This is a genomic window from uncultured Psychroserpens sp. (assembly GCF_947501425.1).
In the GTDB taxonomy this organism is placed as follows: Bacteria; Bacteroidota; Bacteroidia; order Flavobacteriales; family Flavobacteriaceae; genus Psychroserpens.
Genome location: NZ_CANMVN010000005.1, coordinates 252,841 through 274,164, shown reverse-complemented (window position 1 = coordinate 274,164; position 21,324 = coordinate 252,841). Strand labels below are relative to the sequence as shown.

Here is a 21,324-nt window from a genome sequence, read left to right as displayed (position 1 = left end):
ATATGAATACATATGTAGACGCATTTGTAAATGCATTTAATGGTACAGTAGAATGGACGTGGAAGTCAATTATTTTCGAAGTTCCATGGTATACAAATTATTTTTGGGGACTTATAGCAATATCTTTATTTGTTTGGATTTTAGAAATCGCTTTTCCATGGCGTAAAAATCAATCAATATTTAGAAAAGATTTTTGGCTTGATGCCTTCTATATGTTCTTCAATTTTTTTGCTTTCGCGATCGTTATAAGTGGTTTTTATAAATTGCTAGAAGTTGCGTTTGCCGATTTTGGTGTGACCAGTCAATCCATTGCATTATTTGACCCTTCAGGTTGGCCTATGTGGTTGCAATTATTGGTGTTTTTTATTGTTTTAGATTTTGTACAGTGGTTCACGCATGTCTTATTACATAAATACCCTGTATTGTGGAGATTTCATAAAGTGCACCATAGTGTTAAAGAAATGGGGTTTGCAGCACACTTAAGATACCATTGGATGGAAAATATCCTCTACAAGCCTCTAAAGACATTTGCTGTCATGATATTGTTTGGCTTTGAACCAGAGCAAGCTTACATTGTTCATTTTGTAGCCATCACTATTGGACATTTCAATCATTCTAATATCAAAATCACATGGGGACCTTTAAAATATATTTTTAATAATCCGGTAATGCATTTATATCATCATGCTTATACATTACCTGAAGGTAAATATGGTGTTAACTTCGGAATTAGCCTGAGCTTATGGGATTACATATTCAAAACCAATTATATTCCTGAAGATAGTGGAACCATAGAACTAGGATTTCGTGGTGATGATAAGTTTCCAAAAGACTTTATTGGACAAAATATTTACGGATTTAGCAAAAGCAAAGAGTAGTATTTAAATATTTAATATTAGCTTTAAGATAAGCTTTTAATTCAGCTAAAAACAAAAAACCCATAACTTTCGTTATGGGTTTCTTTTGCGGAGAAAGAGGGATTTTGTTCCAATCTCCCTTTTACGGCATTTTGCAAATGCCTAAATCTTAAAAATAAAAAAACCACTCAAGTAAAACTTGGTGGTTTTTTCTTTTCAAGCCTTGCGCTTGTTTGCGGAGAAAGAGGGATTATTGACATGATCCCCATAGGTAATCCTGAGCAAGCATAGAAGCCAATTTTCTTTCAGAAAATTATTGGTTTTTCTATTTCCATAAACTTGAAGTAAACTTCAGTTTCTTCCAATAAAAAAACCAAGTGTAAAAACACTTGGCTTCTTTTTGCGGAGAAAGAGGGATTCGAACCCCCGGAGGTGTGACCCTCAACAGTTTTCAAGACTGCCGCATTCGACCACTCTGCCATTTCTCCGATTGCGGTTGCAAATATAGAATCCTTTTTTAATTCTTTCAAATAAAAAAGACCTTTTTTTGAAGTATTTAATAGGACTATAGAATTATTTTATAACAGACCATACGTTTCATCTCATATCTAGCCGTATTTTTGCAAAAAATATTACACTACATATGACCACTATAAATAAGCTTAAATGGCGTTATGCCACAAAAAAATTTGATGCTTCAAAATTACTGTCTGATGAAAAATTAAATACTTTAAAGCAAGCTTTCAATTTAACAGCTACATCCTTCGGATTGCAGACCATCAAACTTATAGTTATAGAAGATAAGGGAATAAGAGAACAGTTAGTCGAACATTCCTATAATCAAAAGCAAGTATTAGAAGCATCACATCTATTAATATTTTGTATTCAGAATAATATTTCTGATGAGGATATTGACAATCATTTCGATAATGTAAAAGATATTAGAGAAACACCAGAAACCATTTTGGAGCCTTTCAGAAATGATCTTAAAACAATGATGAAGGGTAAAACCATTAAAGAGCGTCAGGAGTGGTCTGTCAAGCAAGCCTATATTGCTCTTGGAAACCTTATGACTGTTTGTGCTTTTGAACATATTGATTCCTGTCCTATGGAAGGTTTTAATCCGCAAGCCTTTGACAAGATTTTAAACCTCCAAGATAAAAATTTAAAATCTGTTCTATTACTACCCGTCGGATTTAGAGATGAAAACGATATGTTTGCCGATTTTAAGAAAGTTAGAAAACAACTCGAAGATGCTGTCATAGAAATGTAAGTAAAAGCTTTTGATGTGCTCTTGATTTAATTATATTTGTTTTAATCATAATAGCGACAACCTTCGCATTTATCTAAATATCATAATGAAAAAACTAGTATTCATTTTTGTATTGGCTTTTACACTACAAATATCTGCTCAATCTCAGGTCAATTGGATCACTGATAATACAACTGCAATACAACAGGCTTCAGATCAAAACAAACCAATTTTGGTATATGTTACCGATAATCAGAAAACTCAGGCATCAGAACGCTTGAGCACATTTTTCTCTAACGGTTCTTTTGAAAAATTTAATTCTAAAGTTGTTTGGTTGAAATTAGATATTTCAGATAAACAATCCTATAATGTGAGATTAGGAATTCATTACACAAAACAAACTACAGCTCCTGGATTGTCATTAATTGATAACAATGGAAATACCGTGTTAACACCTCTTACCAACATGACTGATGAGAATATTATGGCGTTTCTTACTTTAATGAACGATAAATTAAAATAGTCTATGCCTGGATTTGAGTTATTTGGTGACCTTGAACGAAAAGAAGTTAATGACGTTTTAGATAATGGTGTTCTTATGCGATATGGTTTTGACGGTATGCGCAATGGCCATTGGAAAGCCAAAGCATTAGAGGCTGAACTTGTAAAAACGTTTAAAACCAATCATGTACAATTAGTATCTAGCGGAACAGCAGCTGTTTCTGTTGCGCTCGCATCAGCAGGTGTTGGAGCAGGAGATGAGGTGATTATGCCATCATTTACGTTTGTAGCTAGCTTTGAAGCTATATTAATGCTTGGAGCTATTCCTGTCATTGTTGATATTGATGATACATTAACATTAGATCCAAAAGCCGTTGAAGCTGCTATAACTACTAAAACTAAAGCTGTTATGGTCGTTCAAATGTGCGGAAGTATGGGAGATTTGAATGCGCTTCAGGAGATTTGTACCAAACATAAATTATTGTTTATTGAAGACGCTTGTCAGGCGATTGGAGGCACATATAATGGGCAACCTCTGGGAAGCATAGGTGATTTGGGTTGTTTTTCATTCGATTTTGTAAAAACCATTACTTGCGGTGAAGGAGGAGCAGTGATTACCAATAATAAAGACTATTATACTAACGCAGATCATTACAGCGATCATGGTCACGATCACGTTGGAAACGATAGAGGTGCTGAGAGTCATCCTTTTTTAGGCTATAATTTTAGAATTTCAGAATTGAATGCAGCTGTAGGTTTAGCACAGGTTAAACGTTTACCAGAGTTTATTGCTATTCAGAAAAAGAACTATGGTATACTACGTCAAGCTATCCAAAACATTGAAGGTGTTACCTTTAGAAAAGTACCTGAAGGTGGTGAGGAGAGCTATGCGTTTTTAAATTTCTTCTTACCTGATCTTGAAGTTGCCCGAAAAGTATCCACTGCTTTTAAGGACAGTGGTGTAGATGTTTGTTTTCACTATTATGATAATAACTGGCACTACATTAGAAAATGGGATCACCTTAAAAATACGAAGTCACTATTTCCTTTATCTTCGGAAATTGAACAAGCTTTAGCTAATCTTCAGAATAAATCATTTGAGCAATCTGACCATTTTATTGGACGAAATATCTCTTGTTTGATTAAACTATCCTGGACAGAAGAAGAAGTTAAAGAAAGAGCTTCTAAAATGGTTAAGGCAATTAAGTCGTCTCTTTAGTAATTAACGTAATCTACAATTTCCAATCCATATCCAATCATTCCAACACGTTTTGTTTGTTGTGTATTTGAGATCAGTCTCAGCTTGTGGATATTGAGGTCATGTAGAATTTGAGCACCAATTCCGAAGTCTTTAGCATCCATTTCAATTCTTGGAGCTTTTACAACGTTTCCATCTTCCTGATTTTCTTTAAGGATGTTTAGGCGTTTTAATAGATTCATGGATTGTGATTGCTGATTGATAAACACAATAGCACCTTTGCCTTCAGTATTTATAACCCTAAACATGTCGTCTAGTTTTTCATCTGCATTATTAGTCAATGTTCCTAAAATATCATTATTGACGAGTGTTGCGTTTATTCGAGTTAATACAGAATCGTCATTTGACCATGTACCTTTAGTTAGGGCAATATGAATTTGGTTATTTGTCGTTTGTTGGTAAGCACGTAATCTGAATTTTCCAAAACGTGTTTCTATATTGAAATCTTCCTTTTTATCAATTAAGGAGTCGTGTTCCATACGATAAGCCACAAGGTCTTCAATGGAAATGAGTTTTAAATCAAATTTCTTGGCCACATCGATTAACTGTGGTAATCTGGCCATAGTACCATCTTCATTTAAGATTTCAACCAAAATTCCAGCAGGTTTAAATCCAGCTAATCTAGCTAGATCAACAGCTGCTTCAGTATGACCTGTTCGTCTTAGTACACCTCCATTTTTTGCTTTCAAAGGAAAAATATGACCTGGACGACCTAAATCGTGAGGTTTTGTGTCTTGATCCACTAATGCCTTAATGGTTTTAGATCTGTCGTGTACAGAAATACCTGTTGTACAACCATGTCCAATAAGATCAACAGATACTGTAAACTGAGTATGATGCAATACGGTATTGTTTTGTACCATCATAGTTAAGTCCAGTTCTTCACAACGATCCTCAGTTAGTGGAGCACAAATAAGTCCGCGGCCATGCATAGCCATAAAATTGATCATTTCAGGAGTAACAGCTTCTGCGGCCGCAATAAAATCACCTTCATTTTCCCTGTTCTCGTCGTCAACTACTATAATTACTTTGCCAAGTTTGATATCTTCAATGGCTTCCTCGATAGTATTCAATTGTATGTTATTCTTGCGTTGAGCGGTGTTGCTAGTCATCAGTATCTATTTAAAGGTGCAAAGATAAGGCTTATTTTTTCTGTGTTGAAAAGTCTTCAAGAATTTTATTTCGTCTTAAAAAGTAGATTAAGGGATATAAGATTAGTCCTAAAATTGACCAAAGGACATGCTTAGAACCTACAGCTGATTTTATAAACGAGTACAGTTTTCCAAAATGTAAGCTTGATATGATGGAATACACCAGAAACAAAAAGCCTGAAACAGCAGATAGTTCTAAAGAAGCCGACGCTGCTGCTGGTAGTTTGTTGTTTCTGAATATAAAGTATGACACCAATAAAATACTACCAACACAATAAAAAATCAATGCAAATTTTGAATAGGCCTTATAGTTGTCCCATTGGATTGAAAAACCTTTTGGATCTTTAATCTCTGTTGCAACAGACTCTTTGGTTTCAGTGTTGTCTGCGATAGCTTTTTTTATACTCACTTTCAGATCTTCATTGATTTTCTTTTTCTGATAGAAATAAAAGAAAAAGTATAACGGTAGACCTAATATGAAGAATACGATCGCATTAGAGATATTCTTCTTACCTAACTGTTTATATAAATTAGAATGATCAATATAAGATTTAATAAGAGCAAATAAATAAAGCAAGCCTATGGCTATTCCAATATATAATAGTGTATTTCCAGTAGTTGGAAACCCGTTATTTCTTAATACAGCTCCAGGTAATGCCGTAACTAATGCAATGGCATAAAGCACAAATGCCAATTTAGAATTCTCTTCATAAGCATATTTTAATCGTAGTGACTCTTCATACTCGTGATCTGTCAAATTACCGCCAAATTTTAATTCTTGTTCTGTTATACCTCTCGAGTTTAATATAGCAAGCGATGAATTTCTGTATTCAATATTATAATCATATTGTCTGTAGTGTTTTACTACATCTATGAGTTTCTTATCGTCATAACTGTTTAGAGTGCTGTAAGCTTCAGAATTGATATCTAACAATCCTGTATCATAAACTAGGGTTTTACTCTTGATACCAAATAGTTTTTTTAGTGGTTCCAGTAAGCCTTCAGATTCAAAAAGAGGTCTGTCCTTTGTTGCTCTTCGCGTTAAATAAATACTCAATGGTAGCATGATAAGTGTAGATAACCATGTAGCTATAATTGGATTTATTGAATCGTCTAATGAGCTGTTCTTAGCAAATATTCCTATAAAATGGTAGGTAAGAAATAAGAGTATAGCAACAACAAGAGGTAAGCCAATTCCACCTTTTCTAATGAGCGCTCCTAATGGTGCTCCAACAAAAAATAAAATAATACAGGCAATACCCAAGACATATTTTTCATGAAGGGATTGTACGTGTTTATTACGCCATTTGGTGTTGGCAATAAAGTTTTTCTTATTAGTTGCAATAATCTGTTTTGTACTATTTATGGTATTTGTGGTAAGGTTAAGTAACTGTAATTTGGTTCTGTGGTTAAACAATTTTATAACATCATTTCCTTCAAAAATTGTGTCTTGTTTAGGCGAAATGTTATTATTCAATGTAGCTATTGCTGTACGACTATAAAGTGTATTTGAAAAGGACTTCAGGTTGTCGTTCTTTTTTTGATACAGACTGTCTATCTTTTGATTCAACTGGCTAACATTAAGCATGTTGTAGCGGTTGTCGTAACTTTCGTCGTTAATGTCAACATCGTTCAGACCTTCCAAGTCTACATTAATTGTATACTCCTCAAAATAACTTTTTGCATGCGGTTTCTTCTTAGTCTGATTAGGTGTCTTAGAAAAGATGTCTTCATAGTAGTTACCGTTATAGAGTACTAACTGAAGTATATTTGAATTTTCATTGCTTTTAAGCTCTCCTCTTTCTGCAATGATAACTGTTCTATTTTTTGAACCACTGGAGGATTTCTTATGGATGACAACTGTTTTAAGAAACTGGTCGTTTTCACCATACTTATCCTCGACTTTAATGTTATAGGATCCAATTTCATTGAATTGGCCTTTAGATATCGCCAATGCTGGCTTGACTTGTGCTATATTTTTCCTGAGGTTATATACCTTATAATTTGCACGTGGAATGACATTATTAGAAAAAAGAAAAGTAATACATCCCAATAATACAATAAACACACTCAAGCTTTTCATGGCACGCTGTAATGAAATACCTGTAGATTTCATAGCAGCAAATTCATAGTTTTCGGCAAATTGTCCAAATACCATGATTGAGACTAGTAAAATGGTCAGAGGAAGAATAAGCGGAATTAGCGTAGGTGTGATGTAAAGCAAAAGTTTGATAATAACAAACGTATCTAAATCTTTACCTGCAAGATCTCCAATATATAACCAGATAGCCTGTAAAACAAAAATGAACATGAGTATTAAAAACACGCTCAAAAATGTTTTTAGGTAGGTCGTAAGTATATACCTATCTAGTATTTTCATAAAAGGAAATGGTTAGCCTAATCTAGCTTATTGATATAATAATCTTTGTATTTAGATTCATCAAAAGTAAATAAGGTTTTGGATATTGGTTCGTTAGTTTTAAAAGAATTAACAGTTAGTGTTGTTTTAGTACCATTTTTTCCTATTTCAATAAGTCTGTAAATATGCTTGGTCTTTGCATCAATACCTAAGTACACTTCTTTGATTTCTGAATTAGTATCGATAGGATTCAACTTTACAAATTGAATCTTTCTACCTTTAACATCCTGCATGATATCCATGTTGTAAGTATATCCGTCTTTATAAAATGACATCATCTGACTTGGTGTAATGGTATTCTCATCATCTGAACTATCCGAAGAAATAGTTACTTCCTCATCTTCCGGACTTATAGTGTAAAGCTTTTTTCCATCAAACAAACGGGTAACACCAAGAATATTCAATACGTATTTTTCGTCCTGCATGGTTACATCACCACGTGTCTCTTGTTTGATATTCTCACTTGTGTTTTCAAGGACATATTTGAAATCGATTGAAATATTTTTGTAGGTGCTTACTTTATTGTAAACTTCGTTAAGTAAAGCTTCTGCCTTTTTTGATTCTTGTGAAAATCCAATTGCTCCAACTAAAAATGCTACTATTACTATTATTTGTTTCATTGTTATTTTGTTTATCTCGCTTTCGCGGAACTATAAAAAATTAAGTTATGTCTCGTTTGCTAATAATTCATCAAGAGCTACTAAGTCTGGTACTAGTACCTGACGTGCTTTACTGCCTTCAAAACCACCTACAATACCTGCGGCTTCTAATTGGTCAATTAAGCGTCCAGCTCTATTGTATCCTAGTTTGAGTTTCCGTTGTAATAAAGAAGCAGATCCTTGTTGGGCTGTAACTATAATTTCAGCAGCTTCTCTAAACAACTTGTCTCTATCTTCAATATTATTATCAAGACTTGTGCCACTTTCTTCACCAACATACTCTGGTAGTATATGTGCTTCAGGATAAGCTTTTTGTCCGCCAATAAATTCAGTAATTCTTTCTACTTCAGGTGTGTCAACAAAGGCACATTGTATACGTGTAATATCATTTCCTTGAGTGTATAACATATCACCACGACCAATTAACTGATCAGCTCCAGAGCCATCTAAAATGGTTCGGGAATCAATTTTTGAAGTCACCCTAAATGCAATTCGCGCTGGGAAATTAGCTTTTATAATACCTGTAATAACATTAACCGAAGGACGTTGCGTTGCAATGATTAAATGAATACCTATAGCACGAGCTAATTGCGCCAGACGTGCAATAGGAGTTTCTACCTCTTTACCTGCAGTCATGATTAAATCGGCAAACTCATCAACGACTAATACAATATAAGGAAGGAATTGATGACCGTCATTTGGATTTAATTTTCGAGCTTTAAATTTAGTATTGTATTCTTTAATGTTACGACACATAGCATTCTTTAGCATTTCGTAACGGTTATCCATTTCAATACAAAGCGAATTTAGAGTATTGATCACTTTAGTATTGTCTGTTATAATAGCTTCCTCACTATCTGGTAGTTTAGCTAGATAATGACGTTCGATTTTATTGAATAATGTCAATTCTACCTTTTTGGGATCGACTAATACAAATTTAACTTCTGCTGGATGTTTTTTATATAATAAGGATGTAAGTACTGCATTTAATCCAACCGATTTACCTTGTCCAGTAGCACCAGCCATTAGCATGTGAGGCATTTTAGCCAGATCTACAACAAAGGTTTCGTTACTAATGGTCTTTCCAAAGGCAATCGGTAATTCCATTTCAGATTTTTGAAATTTCTGAGAAGCAATCACAGAACGCATTGATACAATAGTCGAATTTTTATTAGGGACTTCTATACCAATAGTTCCTTTTCCAGGAATAGGTGCAATGATACGAATACCTAGAGCCGATAAAGATAAAGCAATGTCATCTTCTAAGTTTTTGATTTTTGAAATACGAACACCAGCCTCTGGTACGATCTCATAAAGTGTGACAGTAGGTCCAATAGTTGCTTTGATACTCGCAATACCAATTTTGTAGTTGTTAAGTGTTTCTACAATTCGGTTTTTGTTTTCTTCGAGTTCTTCCTGATTGATAGTTATACCTTCAGTATCATATTTTTTTAAGAGATCTAGAGGAGGAAACTGAAATTTGCTCAACTCTAAGGTTGGATCAAATTGCCCAAAGTCTTCAACAAGTTTTCCTGAAAGATTATCGGTTTCAGAAACTTCTTCTTCTATAGTCTTAATCTCTATATCCAAATCTGGATCCTTCTTTTGATCTTTGGTCGCTTCAACTTTTAATTCTGGTTCTGGTGTTGTATCTAATTTAGGTTTTGGTTTAGTGGTCTCTTTTACAGGTTTGGTGTCTTCTACATTAAGTTCAAAAGCAGATTTGATGTCTTCGGCTTCGGCAGAGAGATCATTATCTACTGCAAAAGTAGTGCTGTTGTCTTCAGAAGTGTTCATCTCATTTTTAATATCACTCTTTGCACGTTTGAATAACTTGACAAAAGTGTCACCATTGACGCCAAAACGAATAGCCATATATGTTATAAGGACAAATATTAAAAGTAGAATTGTACCAATCTTACCAATGTAGTCTTGGAAGAATGAATTCATTTCAAAACCTATTGTTCCGCCAAGAGCGTCGAATTTATGAGAGAAAAAACCAAAGAATACTGACAACCAGATAACAATGAGTGTGCCCCAGATCCAGTGACGTCTTAAGCGCGCTTTATTGATATCTAAGGTGATGTAAATTCCTGATAAGAATAATAGACCAGAAAATATAAATGAAGCAACACCAAAACCTCTGTTTATAAAAAGGTCACTTATCCAAGCACCTAATTTATTCAGCCAATTTTCAGCCTCAACATCTCGGGAAGCAATTTCTGAAAGCGTACTTTGATCTGCTTTACCGGTAAAGAAAAAGGATAGAAAAGCAATGAACATCAAAACACCAAGAATAATTAATAAACTACCAAATATCAGTTTTTGCTGACTTGATAATTTAAAGCTTGGTTTTTTAAGTTTAGGCGTGGTTTTAGCTTTACTCTTTGTCTTAGTCTTTTTCTTCGCCATTAAAGGGTTATTAGTATGAAACAAAAATACAAATTACTAACGTTTATCCTAGAGAGATGTTTTAAATTTGATCTAAGCTTTTTTGATTTCATGCATCTTTTTAGTAAAGACATTGAATTATGTGAATTATTACAGTAATCATTACATGTATTTATCCATATGCTTTTTAGCGTCGTGTAGTGTATATGATACATTTGCATTGTCAACCTTTTACATAATAGATTTAGGAAGTGAGTAGTAATCATCACCTTTTTTAAATACTTCTAACGAAGCTCCAAATCTAAGGTGTTGTATATTGCTTCCTAAATTTTGAGACCACCACTTTACTAATTAAAGTATCCTAACTCTCAATTGATTCAGAAAATCTTAGGAATGTAAATTACTAAAGCTGCTACAGCTGCTGAAATAGCGGCAATAAAAACTGCTCCTGCAGCTATATCTTTTATTTTACCTATACTATCATGTCTATCTGGATGGACAAAGTCGGCAATATATTCAATAGCGGTGTTGACACCTTCCATGCTCATTACTAGACCTATAAATGCAATTTGAAATAACCATTCCGTTCTGGAAATATCAAAATAAAATCCAGCTATGGTGACTACAATAGCACAAAATACCTGAATTTTAATACTTGCCTCTGTTCTTATTAAATATAGAGCACCTTTAAAAGCGTAACCAACACTTTTCAATCTGTTAATAAGGAAAGATTCTTTTTTTGCCATTAGTTTGAGGCATTGTGAGTAACCATAAGATTTCAGTTGTTACTATTTTAAAGCGTCTAATGCCGCTTTATAATTGAGTTGTTGTTATTTTAAAGCGTCTAATGCCGCTTTATAATTTGGCTCATCAGCAATTTCAGGGACTTGCTCAGTGTAAGTTACTTTGCCTTCAGAATCAATAACTACAACACATCTTGATAGTAGTGCTTCAAATGCTCCGTCTGTAAAATCAAGTCCGTAAGCTCTTCCAAACTCACCAGTTCTAAAATCTGACAGACTTTCAACATTGTCTAGGCCTTCAGCACCACAAAAACGAGCCATGGCAAAAGGAAGATCTTTGGAAATACACAACACTTTAGTGTTATCTAAACTACTTGCTGCTTTATTAAATTCTCTAATAGATTGCGCGCATGTTCCTGTGTCTACACTAGGAAAAATATTCAATACTAAATGATGTCCAGCATAATCACTTAACGATTTTGATGATAAATCAGTTGCTGTCAATTTAAAATTTGGTGCAGGTGTTCCAACTGATGGTAAGGTTCCAGAGGTATGCACTGTATCTCCGCCTAATGTAACTGTAGCCATGTTTTTTTTGTTTTTTTATGAATGTTAAAATTAAGGATTATTTCAATCTTATTGGTAAGGTCTGAATAATATTTTGCAATAGTTTAACACATGCTTTTTGAGGAGTTGCTCTAATATGATTATTTTAAGTATGATTTTAAAAATATACATCATGAACAATCCAAAATTTACAACTTTAAAAGCAATATATATTAATTGTACACTAAAAAAATCACCACGTGAGAGTCATACAAAGGGACTTATGGATGTCTCTATGGCTATAATGAAGAGAGAAGGGGTTGCTGTAGATGAAATTAGATTTATTGATCACGATGTAGCCTTTGGAGTGTATCCTGATATGACAGAACACGGTTATGCTTCAGACGAATGGCCAGAATTATTTAAACGTATTTTTGACGCAGACATTTTAGTAATTGGAACTCCTATTTGGTTAGGAGAACGCTCATCTGTAGCTACCAAACTTATAGAGCGATTGTACGCTATGAGTGGAAAACAAAATGAAAAAGGACAATATTTATTTTACGGAAAAGTTGGAGGCTGCATCATTACAGGAAATGAAGATGGCGTAAAACATTGTGCTATGGGATTATTATATGCATTGCAACATATTGGGTATTCAATACCTCCACAGGCAGATTGCGGATGGATTGGAGAGGTTGGTCCTGGGCCAAGTTATCTCGATGAAGAATCTAATGCTAAAAACAATGATTTTACAAACAGAAACACAACATTCATGACCTACAATTTGATGCATCTTGCTCAAATGCTTAAGATTAATAAAGGTTATCCTGCTTTGGGGAATTCAAGAGAAGCGTGGGATAATGGAAAGCGTTGGAATTTTGAAAATCCAGAATACAGATGATTAAAAAGTACCAACAATACCAATTTGATTTGTACTAAATCTTAAGTTCCACGAGATCTGCTTCTTTTTCTTCGGATAATCATAAGCATCTTTTTCAAACAAGAACTTATCAATACTATCAACAACAATAATACTAATGGCTGTACTAAATGCAATGTCAGTAATCCAATGGGCATCATCAATTATACGCGAAATAGGAGGAATGGAACCAATGGTGTAAATGCCAGCTTTTATCCATGGATTTTCAAATTGCTTAGCCACAGAGTGTGCCATAGTTATTGCTAATGCAGTATGTCCTGATGGAAAAGACCGAAAGGTGGCTTCTCCTGAAAACGGATTAAATGTGTAGTTATCAAAACCAGAACCTGGACGTGCTCTACCAACTACAGATTTACCAATGGATTGAATTAAACCTGTTGTAATTGAAGACGAAATAATAAGCACACTCGCTTTTCTGATTTTTTCGTTTTTGGTGATTAAACCAAAAGTGTATAATCCAGCATTAGCTAAAAAGTAATTTTGAGGATTACCAAAATACCAGCCAAAATCTCTCAAGACTTTTGGAAATTTATCTTTATTAATTTGTGAGAGATCACGAATGGGTTCATCTGTTAAGCTAAGTGCAGCTGTTCCAAAAAATAGAACACCCAGTTTTCCAAAATCATCACTCTTCCAGTGCAGTGGACGCGTTAGTGAATGTCCAACACCTTTAATAGTAAATTTGGCATCATACTTCAAAAGTTGCCATACACCTGCTGAATCAGATGGTTTAGTTGTCTCTAGTATTTGTGCGTTTGATGAAGTTGCAAAACAAACCATCAATACCACTGTAATTAAGATTCTATTATTCAAAAATGTCTTAGGGTTTTGGAAACTCAAAAATAGAAAATATTATCGTTATCATAATTTTACTAGGTGATTTTTGTGATAATCATAAAACTAATACTGAAATTCATTTTGTGAGAAAAAATATCGACTTCATTTTTTACATTTGGTTTGTAACAAGTTGATCATGGGAAAAAAAATGAACTTTATTGCGCTAGCTATTTTGGTTATGCTAGTGCTTTTCTGCGGAACGGAATATCAAATTTTAAGCAATGTTGATGCTATAGATAGTGGAGATACTGCATGGATGTTAGTGGCTTCAGCTTTAGTGTTTTTAATGACGCCTGGATTAGCTTTCTTTTATGGTGGTATGGTAAACAAAAAGAGTATTATATCAACAATGCTACAAAGTTTTGTTGCTCTTGGCGTTATCAGTGTTTTATGGGTTATTATTGGATTTAGTTTGGCGTTTGGAGATAGTCTTTATGGTGTTATTGGAGATCCGCGAACATTCTTTTGTTTTAAAGATGTCTCTGTGTCACCTAACCCTGATTTTGCAGAAACCATTCCTTTCTTATTGTTTGCACTTTTTCAACTCAAATTTGCCATAATAACTCCTGCTTTGATTACTGGTAGTTTTGCAGAACGTATACGTTTTAGAAGTTACATACTGTTTATGGTATTATTTTCAATTTTCATTTATTCTCCTTTAGCTCATATGACGTGGCATCCAGATGGTTTATTACGTAATTGGGATGTGTTGGATTTTGCAGGTGGAACAGTAGTTCATATGTCTGCTGGTTTGGCCGCATTGGCTGGAGCTATATACTTAGGGAAACGTCGAAATACCATAGAGAAACCTGCAAACATTCCCTTTGTGATTCTTGGAACTGGTTTGCTTTGGTTTGGGTGGTTTGGCTTTAATTCAGGGTCAGCTCTTGGTGCTAACACAGATGCTGTAATTGCTTTTGCTAATACTAATATTGCGTCTGCTACCAGTATGATTACCTGGCTATTTTATGAACGCTTCTATAATCGTAAAATGTCCTCTCTTGGAGCTTGTATTGGAGCAATTGTTGGTTTAGTGGCAATAACTCCAGCTGCTGGTTTTGTAACTATTGGACAGAGTGTTTTTATAGGTTTTGTAGCAGCTATTGTCAGTAATATGGCAATTCAGCTAAATAAAAAATCTCAAATTGATGATACATTAGAAGTGTTTCCTAGTCATGGAGTTGGTGGAATAGTGGGTATGATTCTCACAGGCGTATTGGCAAAGGATGTCGGACTCATCTATGGAGAGACATCAACATTTACACATCATATGATTGCTTTGGTTGGAGTAGCAGTATTTACATTCTTCGGAAGTCTGTTGCTTTTTAAAATAGTTGATATTACTTTGCCCTTGCGTGTTAGAGAAGATCAGGAGTTAAGAGGCCTCGATCTGTCTCAACATGGTGAAAACGTAGAGTAGATTAATAGCAAAACAAAGCCTTTTCAATTTGAAAAGGCTTTTGTTTTATCGAAGTTCTGCTCCAAGCTGTTTTTCAAAATTGGCTTGTAGCTTATTCATAATCTTGTCTATTTGCTTATCTGTTAGTGTTTTATGTTCATCCTGAATGGTAAAACTTACAGCGTAACTTTTCTTGCCTTTTGGAAGGTTTTTTCCTTGATAAACATCAAATAAGTCAACATCTTTTAGAAGCTTCTTTTCGGTTTGTACAGCAATCTTATCTATATCTTCAAAAGTGACATTGTCATCTAGTAGCAAGGCGAAATCACGACGAACTTCAGGATATTTTGGAATGTCTTTAAATTTAATATCATTATGTTTTGACATGTCCAAGACATTGTCCAAGTTGAAATCGGCATAAAGTACTTCCTGTGATATTCCGAAGTGTTTCAATACCTTCTTGTTGATGATGCCAAAATCTACCAGTTTAGTTTTTCCTAATGATAAACTAATACCTTCGCTAAATACATCATTCTTGATAGGAGAGACCTTGAATCTTGAAATGCCTAAGCGCTCTAAAGTACTATTTACTATGCCCTTCATATAAAAGAAATCACTCTTTTGTATAGGAGCATTCCATCGTTGCGTATTCTTATTTCCTGTCAGAAAAATAGAGAGGTGTTTGTATTCCTCGCGACTATCATTATAATTATGATAGGTTTTACCAAACTCATATAATTTCAGATTATCACGTCTTCTATTGATATTGTAGCTAACTGCTTCTAAACCTGAAAACAATAGGCTTTGTCGCATAACACTAAGGTCATTACTCAACGGGTTGAGCATTTCTACGTTGTGTTCTTCTTTAAGCTGTGTGCTTAATTCAATGTATTTAGGTGTGGTTAGTGAATTGCTCATTATTTCAAAAAATCCTTGAGCGGCTAACTGATTTCCAATGACATTTTGAAGCTTGTAATCTTCAAATTTTGAGGTATTAGAAATCGATGCATTCAGTTTTTCAGTAGTTTTTATGTTGTTGTAGCCATAGACACGCAAGATCTCTTCAATAACGTCTGCTTCGCGTTGCACATCATTTCTGTAGGCTGGAACGGTTAGACCTAATCCTGCTTCAGTAACATTATTTACTTTTATATCAAGAGAGGTTAATATGCTCTTTATAGTTTCCTTAGGAATCTCTTCACCAATTAATTTTTTAGCGTTTTCAAAACTTAAACGAACCTGAAAATCTTCAATTTTCTTCGGATAAAAGTCCATAAGATCACTTGAGATTTCACCACCTGCAATATCTAAAATAAGAAGCGCAGCACGTTTAAGTGCATAATCTGTAATATTTGGATCGATACCCCTTTCAAAGCGGAAAGACGCATCTGTATTAAGGGCATGACGTTTGGCAGTTTTTCTAATGCTTACAGGATTGAAGTAAGCACTTTCTAAAAAGATACTAGTTGTGTTTTCAGTAACTCCAGAATTTATGCCACCAAAAACACCAGCTATACACATTGGTTTTTCGTCATCACAAATCATAAGGTCTTCAGCACTTAATTCACGCTCTACTTCATCAAGTGTAGTAAATTTTGTGCCTTCAGGTAAGGTTTTAACCACTACTTTGTTTCCTGAAATTTTTGCAGCATCAAAAGCATGTAATGGTTGACCTAATTCATGTAGTACGTAATTAGTGATGTCAACAATATTATTTTTTGGAGCCAGACCAATAGCTTTTAATCGATGTTGTAACCAAGCAGGTGAATCTTCAACTTTTATTCCAGTAATTGTAAGTCCGCAGTAGCGTGGAGCCAAATCGTAATCTTTGATATCAATATCAATTTTTAAGGGTCTACTATCCACATGAAAAGAACTTACAGAAGGTGTGATTAATTCGGTATTGATATCCTTTTGTAAGAGACCGGCTTTAAGATCACGAGCCGTTCCGTAATGACTCATAGCATCAGCTCTGTTTGGTGTTAATCCAATCTCAAAAACATGATCATTTTCAATCTCAAAAATGTCTGCAGCTAGTGTTCCAGGTTCTAATTTTTCATCTAAAACCATGATACCATCATGTGATTTACCTAGACCTAATTCATCTTCGGCACAGATCATTCCATGACTTTCCTCTCCTCTAATTTTTCCTTTCTTAATCTTCCAAGCCTCTCCAGTTTCAGTGTATAATGTAGTTCCAATTGTTGCTACAGGTACTTTTTGACCAGCAGCTACATTTGGAGCACCACATACAATTTGTAGTGGTTCATCAGCACCAATATTTACTGTAGTTACTTTTAATCTATCTGCATTTGGATGCTGATCACAAGTTAAAACTTCACCTACAATAATACCTTCAAGGCCACCTTTAACAGATTGATATATTTCTATACCTTCAATTTCTAATCCGAGATCAGTTAATAATTCGCCTGTTTCTTCAGCAGTCCAATCGGTTTTTAAAAACTGTTTTAGCCAGTTATATGATATCTTCATTGTCTTATTTTATCAATTGCCAAAGATAATAATACTAATAATTTCAAGGTCTTGATTTTCATAAAAATTAGTTGAAATTCTGATTTTTTTACTGAAATAGAACATTTATAAAACTCTTAACGATATATGAGTTAGAAATAGCTAATATTTGTAAGAATTATATCTTTGTTGAGACTACACTATTTTAATTTGATGTCTACTATGAAAAAAATACTTCTATTACCAATTGTAATGTTCGTTATGAGTTGTAATGTTAATCGACCTAAAGCTCTGGCAGAAGGTGTTTGGCGAGCAGAATTACAGGTTACAGAGACCGAAGTGTTGCCATTTAATTTTGAGGTGACCTCTCGTGATGCTCTCAAAATCTTCAATGCAGATGAAGCTATCATGGTTACAGATATCAACTACTCAAATGATACTATTGTTTTTAAAGCACCTGTATTTGAAGGATATATTGAAGCGGTTCTAAAAAACGGAACACTTAAAGGTAACTTTATTAAAGAAAGTTTGGATCGTGTTGTGCCCTTTACAGCCAGATTTGGTGAGGAAACTCGCTTTGAATTACAAAATCAAACAGCTAATGCTGATGTATCTGGAAACTGGGAAACAGTATTTAGTCCAAATAATGAAGCCGATAGATATATTGCAAAAGGTATTTTTAGGCAAGAAGGTCAGAGTGTAACAGGAACATTTAGAACAACTACAGGCGATTACAGATATCTTGAAGGAGTGATGGATGGAGACACAATGAAATTATCTACTTTTGATGGTGCTCATGCTTTTTTATTTACTGCTAAAGTTACTGATAGTACAATGAATGGAATGTTCTATTCTGGAAACCATTGGGAAGAGCCATTTGTAGCTAAAAGAAATGCGTCTTATGAATTGCCTGACGCCAATGATTTAACGTTCTTAAATGAAGGTTATGACACGCTGGAATTTACATTTCCTGATGCCGAAGGTAACCAAGTGTCATTGTCTGATGATCGATTTAAAAACAAGGTTGTAGTCGTACAAATCATGGGAACCTGGTGTCCGAATTGTTTAGATGAAAGCAAATATTATTCTGAATTTTATGATACCAATGCCGAAAAAGATATCGAATTTGTGGCTTTGGCTTTTGAATACGCAAAGACTGAAGAAAAAGCGTTTCAAAGTATTAAACGTTTGAAAGATGGTATTGGGATTCAATACCCAATTTTGTTAGCACAATACGGAACTTCAAGCAAGACAGAAGCACAGGAGAAGTTACCAATGTTAAATCATGTGCTGTCTTATCCAACTTCAATATTTATTGATAAAAAAGGGAAAGTACGTAAGATACATACGGGTTTTAACGGACCAGCAACTGGAGAGAAGTTTGTCGAATTCCAAGAAGAATTTACTACATTTATTAGTGAGCTACTGGAAGAAGAAGGTGCTAGTGCTCTTTGAGTAAAGCATTGATTCTACGTTTTAAACGGTTTACAATATTTAAGCTGAGTACATCGCTCACGTATTGCATGGTTCCATTTTGATCTATAATCATGTTGAAAGGATAATGCGGGATTTTAAAGCGGTTGGCCAAAGCACCTCCTTTTGGGATTATGATGAAATCAAATGGATGTGATTCTAGAAACACTTCTAAAGCTGGTTTAGTATCTAATGCTACAGCAAAAAAGAGGACATCTTTACCTTTGAATTTTGCTTTTAACTCATTGAGATCTGGAATTTCAGCAACGCAGGGTTGACACCTTATAAACCAAAAGTTCATCACCACTACCTTTCCTTTTAAATCGTCTAGCGTATAGATGTTTCCGTTAATGTCTTCTAATGTGAGTTCGGTGAGTGTAGTTTGGTTTAGTTCTTTTCTCTTAGCTTTGTCCTTTTTCTTTTTAGCTTTATATGTAGCATCAAGCTGTTCTATTTCCTCTTTAGTGTAGGTTTTCTTTGTAGTGGTCTGGGCTATGCATGTGCTTATTGTACAAAAGAATATAAGAAGGAAAATTAAAGGTTTTATCGTCATAGAGATTTAGAGGTTATGTTGTCATTTAAATTATCCGTGAATAGTTTCTGATTTTCCGTAGCTTTTAATAAGCTCGCCTTCAAATTCAACGAGCTCTTTCCATCGTTTATCAACGTCAATATGCTGACCGTATTTTCTAGCAAAGCCAATAAATGTTGTATAGTGTCCAGCTTCACTAACCATAAGGTCATAATAAAACTTAGAGAGTTCTTGGTCTTTGATACGATTGGACAGTAGTTTAAAGCGTTCACAGCTTCTAGCTTCGATCATTGCTGAAAATAATAACCGATCTACCATACTTTGCAGTCGGCTTCCACCTTTGTTCATAAACTTATAAAGCTCATTGACGTAGTGGTCTTTGCGTTCTCTACCAAGTTTATAACCACGTTTTTTGATGATCTCATGTACCATTTGGAAATGTTCAAGTTCCTCTTTTGCTAACTCCAGTAAATCGGTAACCATATCTTCATATTGTGGATTGTGTGTGATTATTGTAATGGCATTTGTAGCTGCTTTTTGCTCACACCAAGCGTGATCAGTTAAGATTTCCTCTATATTATCTTCGGCTATGGTTGCCCAACGAGGGTCAGTTTCTAATTTAAGATGAAGCATGCTCATAATTTGAGTTTTTGTAAATATAGCTATATAATTTATGGTTAAAATATGTTAATTAACATTAGTGCCTAGTTCTTTAACAAGACTGTAACACAGAGCGATTTGATTTGTTCCTACCTTTTTATTGAATTTTAACTAATACAATCAAAATCATGAAAATCAAAACAATCACACAATGGCTAATGTGTGCAATACTATTAATTAGTGTGGATGCATTTGCTCAACTTAATACACCAAGAGGGAGTCAGCTAGCTACAGTATCTCAAAGAATTGGTGTGTCTGATGTTACTATTACTTATTCAAGACCAAGTGTAAAAGGTCGTGAGATTTGGGGAGCATTAGTGCCTTATGGAATGAACGACTTGGGTTTTGGTACTTCCAAAGCAGCACCTTGGAGAGCAGGAGCTAATGAAAACACGATTATAACCTTCTCGCATGATGCGAAAGTAGAAGGTAAAACAATAGAAGCAGGAACTTATGGTTTGCACTTAGAAGTTAAACCAGACAATACGGCTACTTTGATTTTATCAAAGGATTCTGATGCTTGGGGAAGTTATTTCTACGATAAGAATAATGATGCATTGAGAGCTAATATAACGACAACCACTGTACCGCATCATGAGTTACTTACTTTTTCATTTGATGATGTGCAAGCAAATTCAGCAACAGCATCGTTAGCCTGGTCTACAAAAGCGTTTCCTTTTGAAATATCTTTTGATGTCACAGATATTGTGTTGAGTGATTTCCGAAGTAAAGCTAAGGGACAAGCAGGATTTCAAAGACAAAATTGGGAGCAAGCAGCAAATTTCGCATTGAATAATGGAGGAGACCTTACTGAAGCTTTAGAGTGGATCAACAAGGCCATTTCTGGTCAGTTTTTTAGTCAGAAGACATTTAATAATCTAGCAATCAAGGCACAGATACTCAATAAGCTAGGAAGAACAGAAGAGTTTATGGCTACGGTAGATGAAGCTGCTACTATGGCTAATGCGAATCAGCTTAATGCTATTGGATATCAAATGCTTAATCTCAAAGAAAACGATAAGGCTATGACTTATTTTAAAAAAGCCGTAAAGCTTGATCCTGACAATCCTAATGTATATGATAGTTTAGGAGAAGCATATAAAATTATAGGTGATAAGAAAAATGCTATTAAAAACTTTAAAAAGGTATTATCTATGAATCCGCCAGCAAATGTCAAGGCTAATTCGGAAAAACATTTAAAAGAATTAGGTGCATTATAATAAGTTCATCA

General features: G+C 34.4%; 18 protein-coding genes and 1 tRNA gene. 8 read left to right on the top strand and 11 right to left on the bottom strand.

All coding sequences use genetic code 11. The annotated features are described in order from the left end of the window. The first annotated feature begins 2 nt into the window (after positions 1 to 2). Positions 3 to 878, top strand: coding sequence for a sterol desaturase family protein (locus Q0951_RS09705; protein WP_299336388.1), 876 nt, complete (start codon positions 3 to 5; stop codon positions 876 to 878). A 382-nt stretch (positions 879 to 1,260) separates the two neighbouring features. On the opposite strand, the gene Q0951_RS09700 is transcribed toward Q0951_RS09705, so the two are convergent. Next, a tRNA-Ser gene (locus tag Q0951_RS09700) sits at positions 1,261 to 1,345 on the bottom strand. 155 nt (positions 1,346 to 1,500) lie between these two features. On the opposite strand from Q0951_RS09700, the gene Q0951_RS09695 reads away from it, so the two are divergent. The 3 genes from Q0951_RS09695 to Q0951_RS09685 all read left to right on the top strand — a co-directional run bounded on the left by Q0951_RS09695 (position 1,501) and on the right by Q0951_RS09685 (position 3,829). Then, on the top strand, positions 1,501 to 2,130 hold the full coding sequence (locus Q0951_RS09695) for an NAD(P)H-dependent oxidoreductase (protein WP_299336387.1): 630 nt from the start codon (positions 1,501 to 1,503) through the stop codon (positions 2,128 to 2,130). Positions 2,131 to 2,215: 85 nt separating this feature from the next. Next, positions 2,216 to 2,632, top strand: a complete 417-nt coding sequence (locus tag Q0951_RS09690; RefSeq protein WP_299336386.1) for a hypothetical protein — start codon at positions 2,216 to 2,218, stop codon at positions 2,630 to 2,632. A gap of 3 nt (positions 2,633 to 2,635) precedes the next feature. Next, positions 2,636 to 3,829, top strand: coding sequence for a DegT/DnrJ/EryC1/StrS aminotransferase family protein (locus Q0951_RS09685; protein ID WP_299336385.1), 1,194 nt, complete (start codon positions 2,636 to 2,638; stop codon positions 3,827 to 3,829). Here Q0951_RS09685 and ribB read toward each other — a convergent pair. From ribB to tpx, 6 genes are all read right to left on the bottom strand, one after another. Continuing rightward, positions 3,826 to 4,980, bottom strand: a complete 1,155-nt coding sequence (gene ribB, locus Q0951_RS09680; RefSeq protein WP_299336384.1) for a 3,4-dihydroxy-2-butanone-4-phosphate synthase — start codon at positions 4,978 to 4,980, stop codon at positions 3,826 to 3,828. The genes Q0951_RS09685 and ribB overlap by 4 nt on opposite strands. 31 nt (positions 4,981 to 5,011) lie before the next feature. Continuing rightward, positions 5,012 to 7,399, bottom strand: a complete 2,388-nt coding sequence (locus Q0951_RS09675) for an LptF/LptG family permease (RefSeq protein WP_299336383.1) — start codon at positions 7,397 to 7,399, stop codon at positions 5,012 to 5,014. A gap of 17 nt (positions 7,400 to 7,416) precedes the next feature. After that, a complete protein-coding gene (locus Q0951_RS09670; RefSeq protein WP_299336382.1) occupies positions 7,417 to 8,058 on the bottom strand; it encodes an outer membrane lipoprotein carrier protein LolA in 642 nt (213 codons plus the stop codon). Between the two features lie 45 nt (positions 8,059 to 8,103). Next, entirely contained in the window at positions 8,104 to 10,509 is a 2,406-nt protein-coding gene (locus tag Q0951_RS09665; RefSeq protein WP_299336381.1) for a DNA translocase FtsK, read from the bottom strand. A 356-nt stretch (positions 10,510 to 10,865) separates the two neighbouring features. Continuing rightward, positions 10,866 to 11,234, bottom strand: a complete 369-nt coding sequence (locus Q0951_RS09660; RefSeq protein ID WP_299336380.1) for a diacylglycerol kinase — start codon at positions 11,232 to 11,234, stop codon at positions 10,866 to 10,868. Between the two features lie 84 nt (positions 11,235 to 11,318). Continuing rightward, entirely contained in the window at positions 11,319 to 11,819 is a 501-nt protein-coding gene (gene tpx, locus Q0951_RS09655) for a thiol peroxidase (RefSeq protein ID WP_299336379.1), read from the bottom strand. 151 nt (positions 11,820 to 11,970) lie between these two features. On the opposite strand from tpx, the gene Q0951_RS09650 reads away from it, so the two are divergent. Then, positions 11,971 to 12,681: a flavodoxin family protein gene (locus Q0951_RS09650; protein ID WP_299336378.1), complete on the top strand. Its 711-nt coding sequence runs from the start codon at positions 11,971 to 11,973 to the stop codon at positions 12,679 to 12,681. Here Q0951_RS09650 and Q0951_RS09645 read toward each other — a convergent pair whose 3' ends face one another. Then, positions 12,682 to 13,533: a phosphatase PAP2 family protein gene (locus tag Q0951_RS09645; RefSeq protein ID WP_299336377.1), complete on the bottom strand. Its 852-nt coding sequence runs from the start codon at positions 13,531 to 13,533 to the stop codon at positions 12,682 to 12,684. A gap of 160 nt (positions 13,534 to 13,693) precedes the next feature. On the opposite strand from Q0951_RS09645, the gene Q0951_RS09640 reads away from it, so the two are divergent. Next, positions 13,694 to 14,977, top strand: coding sequence for an ammonium transporter (locus Q0951_RS09640; protein WP_299336376.1), 1,284 nt, complete (start codon positions 13,694 to 13,696; stop codon positions 14,975 to 14,977). Positions 14,978 to 15,022: 45 nt separating this feature from the next. Here Q0951_RS09640 and pheT read toward each other — a convergent pair whose 3' ends face one another. Continuing rightward, positions 15,023 to 17,449, bottom strand: a complete 2,427-nt coding sequence (gene pheT, locus Q0951_RS09635) for a phenylalanine--tRNA ligase subunit beta (RefSeq protein WP_299336375.1) — start codon at positions 17,447 to 17,449, stop codon at positions 15,023 to 15,025. A 201-nt stretch (positions 17,450 to 17,650) separates the two neighbouring features. Here pheT and Q0951_RS09630 point away from each other — a divergent pair, with 201 nt between their 5' ends. Then, positions 17,651 to 18,883, top strand: coding sequence for a peroxiredoxin (locus Q0951_RS09630; protein WP_299336374.1), 1,233 nt, complete (start codon positions 17,651 to 17,653; stop codon positions 18,881 to 18,883). On the opposite strand, the gene Q0951_RS09625 is transcribed toward Q0951_RS09630, so the two are convergent. Then, positions 18,870 to 19,454 (bottom strand): TlpA disulfide reductase family protein, encoded by a 585-nt coding sequence (locus Q0951_RS09625; protein ID WP_299336373.1) that lies wholly within the window; start codon positions 19,452 to 19,454, stop codon positions 18,870 to 18,872. The genes Q0951_RS09630 and Q0951_RS09625 overlap by 14 nt on opposite strands. A gap of 30 nt (positions 19,455 to 19,484) precedes the next feature. Then, a complete protein-coding gene (locus Q0951_RS09620) occupies positions 19,485 to 20,066 on the bottom strand; it encodes a tRNA-(ms[2]io[6]A)-hydroxylase (RefSeq protein ID WP_299336372.1) in 582 nt (193 codons plus the stop codon). A gap of 155 nt (positions 20,067 to 20,221) precedes the next feature. Between Q0951_RS09620 and Q0951_RS09615 the strand changes: the two genes are divergently transcribed. Next, a complete protein-coding gene (locus Q0951_RS09615; protein ID WP_299336371.1) occupies positions 20,222 to 21,313 on the top strand; it encodes a DUF2911 domain-containing protein in 1,092 nt (363 codons plus the stop codon). Positions 21,314 to 21,324: the final 11 nt, after the last annotated feature.

Coding starts and splice junctions, on each gene's coding strand:
- Q0951_RS09705 (WP_299336388.1), top strand. CDS start 3: ATGAATACATATGTAGACGCATTTGTAAATGCATTTAATGGTACAGTA.
- Q0951_RS09695 (WP_299336387.1), top strand. CDS start 1,501: ATGACCACTATAAATAAGCTTAAATGGCGTTATGCCACAAAAAAATTT.
- Q0951_RS09690 (WP_299336386.1), top strand. CDS start 2,216: ATGAAAAAACTAGTATTCATTTTTGTATTGGCTTTTACACTACAAATA.
- Q0951_RS09685 (WP_299336385.1), top strand. CDS start 2,636: ATGCCTGGATTTGAGTTATTTGGTGACCTTGAACGAAAAGAAGTTAAT.
- ribB (WP_299336384.1), bottom strand. CDS start 4,980: ATGACTAGCAACACCGCTCAACGCAAGAATAACATACAATTGAATACT.
- Q0951_RS09675 (WP_299336383.1), bottom strand. CDS start 7,399: ATGAAAATACTAGATAGGTATATACTTACGACCTACCTAAAAACATTT.
- Q0951_RS09670 (WP_299336382.1), bottom strand. CDS start 8,058: ATGAAACAAATAATAGTAATAGTAGCATTTTTAGTTGGAGCAATTGGA.
- Q0951_RS09665 (WP_299336381.1), bottom strand. CDS start 10,509: ATGGCGAAGAAAAAGACTAAGACAAAGAGTAAAGCTAAAACCACGCCT.
- Q0951_RS09660 (WP_299336380.1), bottom strand. CDS start 11,234: ATGGCAAAAAAAGAATCTTTCCTTATTAACAGATTGAAAAGTGTTGGT.
- tpx (WP_299336379.1), bottom strand. CDS start 11,819: ATGGCTACAGTTACATTAGGCGGAGATACAGTGCATACCTCTGGAACC.
- Q0951_RS09650 (WP_299336378.1), top strand. CDS start 11,971: ATGAACAATCCAAAATTTACAACTTTAAAAGCAATATATATTAATTGT.
- Q0951_RS09640 (WP_299336376.1), top strand. CDS start 13,694: ATGGGAAAAAAAATGAACTTTATTGCGCTAGCTATTTTGGTTATGCTA.
- pheT (WP_299336375.1), bottom strand. CDS start 17,449: ATGAAGATATCATATAACTGGCTAAAACAGTTTTTAAAAACCGATTGG.
- Q0951_RS09630 (WP_299336374.1), top strand. CDS start 17,651: ATGAAAAAAATACTTCTATTACCAATTGTAATGTTCGTTATGAGTTGT.
- Q0951_RS09625 (WP_299336373.1), bottom strand. CDS start 19,454: ATGACGATAAAACCTTTAATTTTCCTTCTTATATTCTTTTGTACAATA.
- Q0951_RS09620 (WP_299336372.1), bottom strand. CDS start 20,066: ATGCTTCATCTTAAATTAGAAACTGACCCTCGTTGGGCAACCATAGCC.
- Q0951_RS09615 (WP_299336371.1), top strand. CDS start 20,222: ATGAAAATCAAAACAATCACACAATGGCTAATGTGTGCAATACTATTA.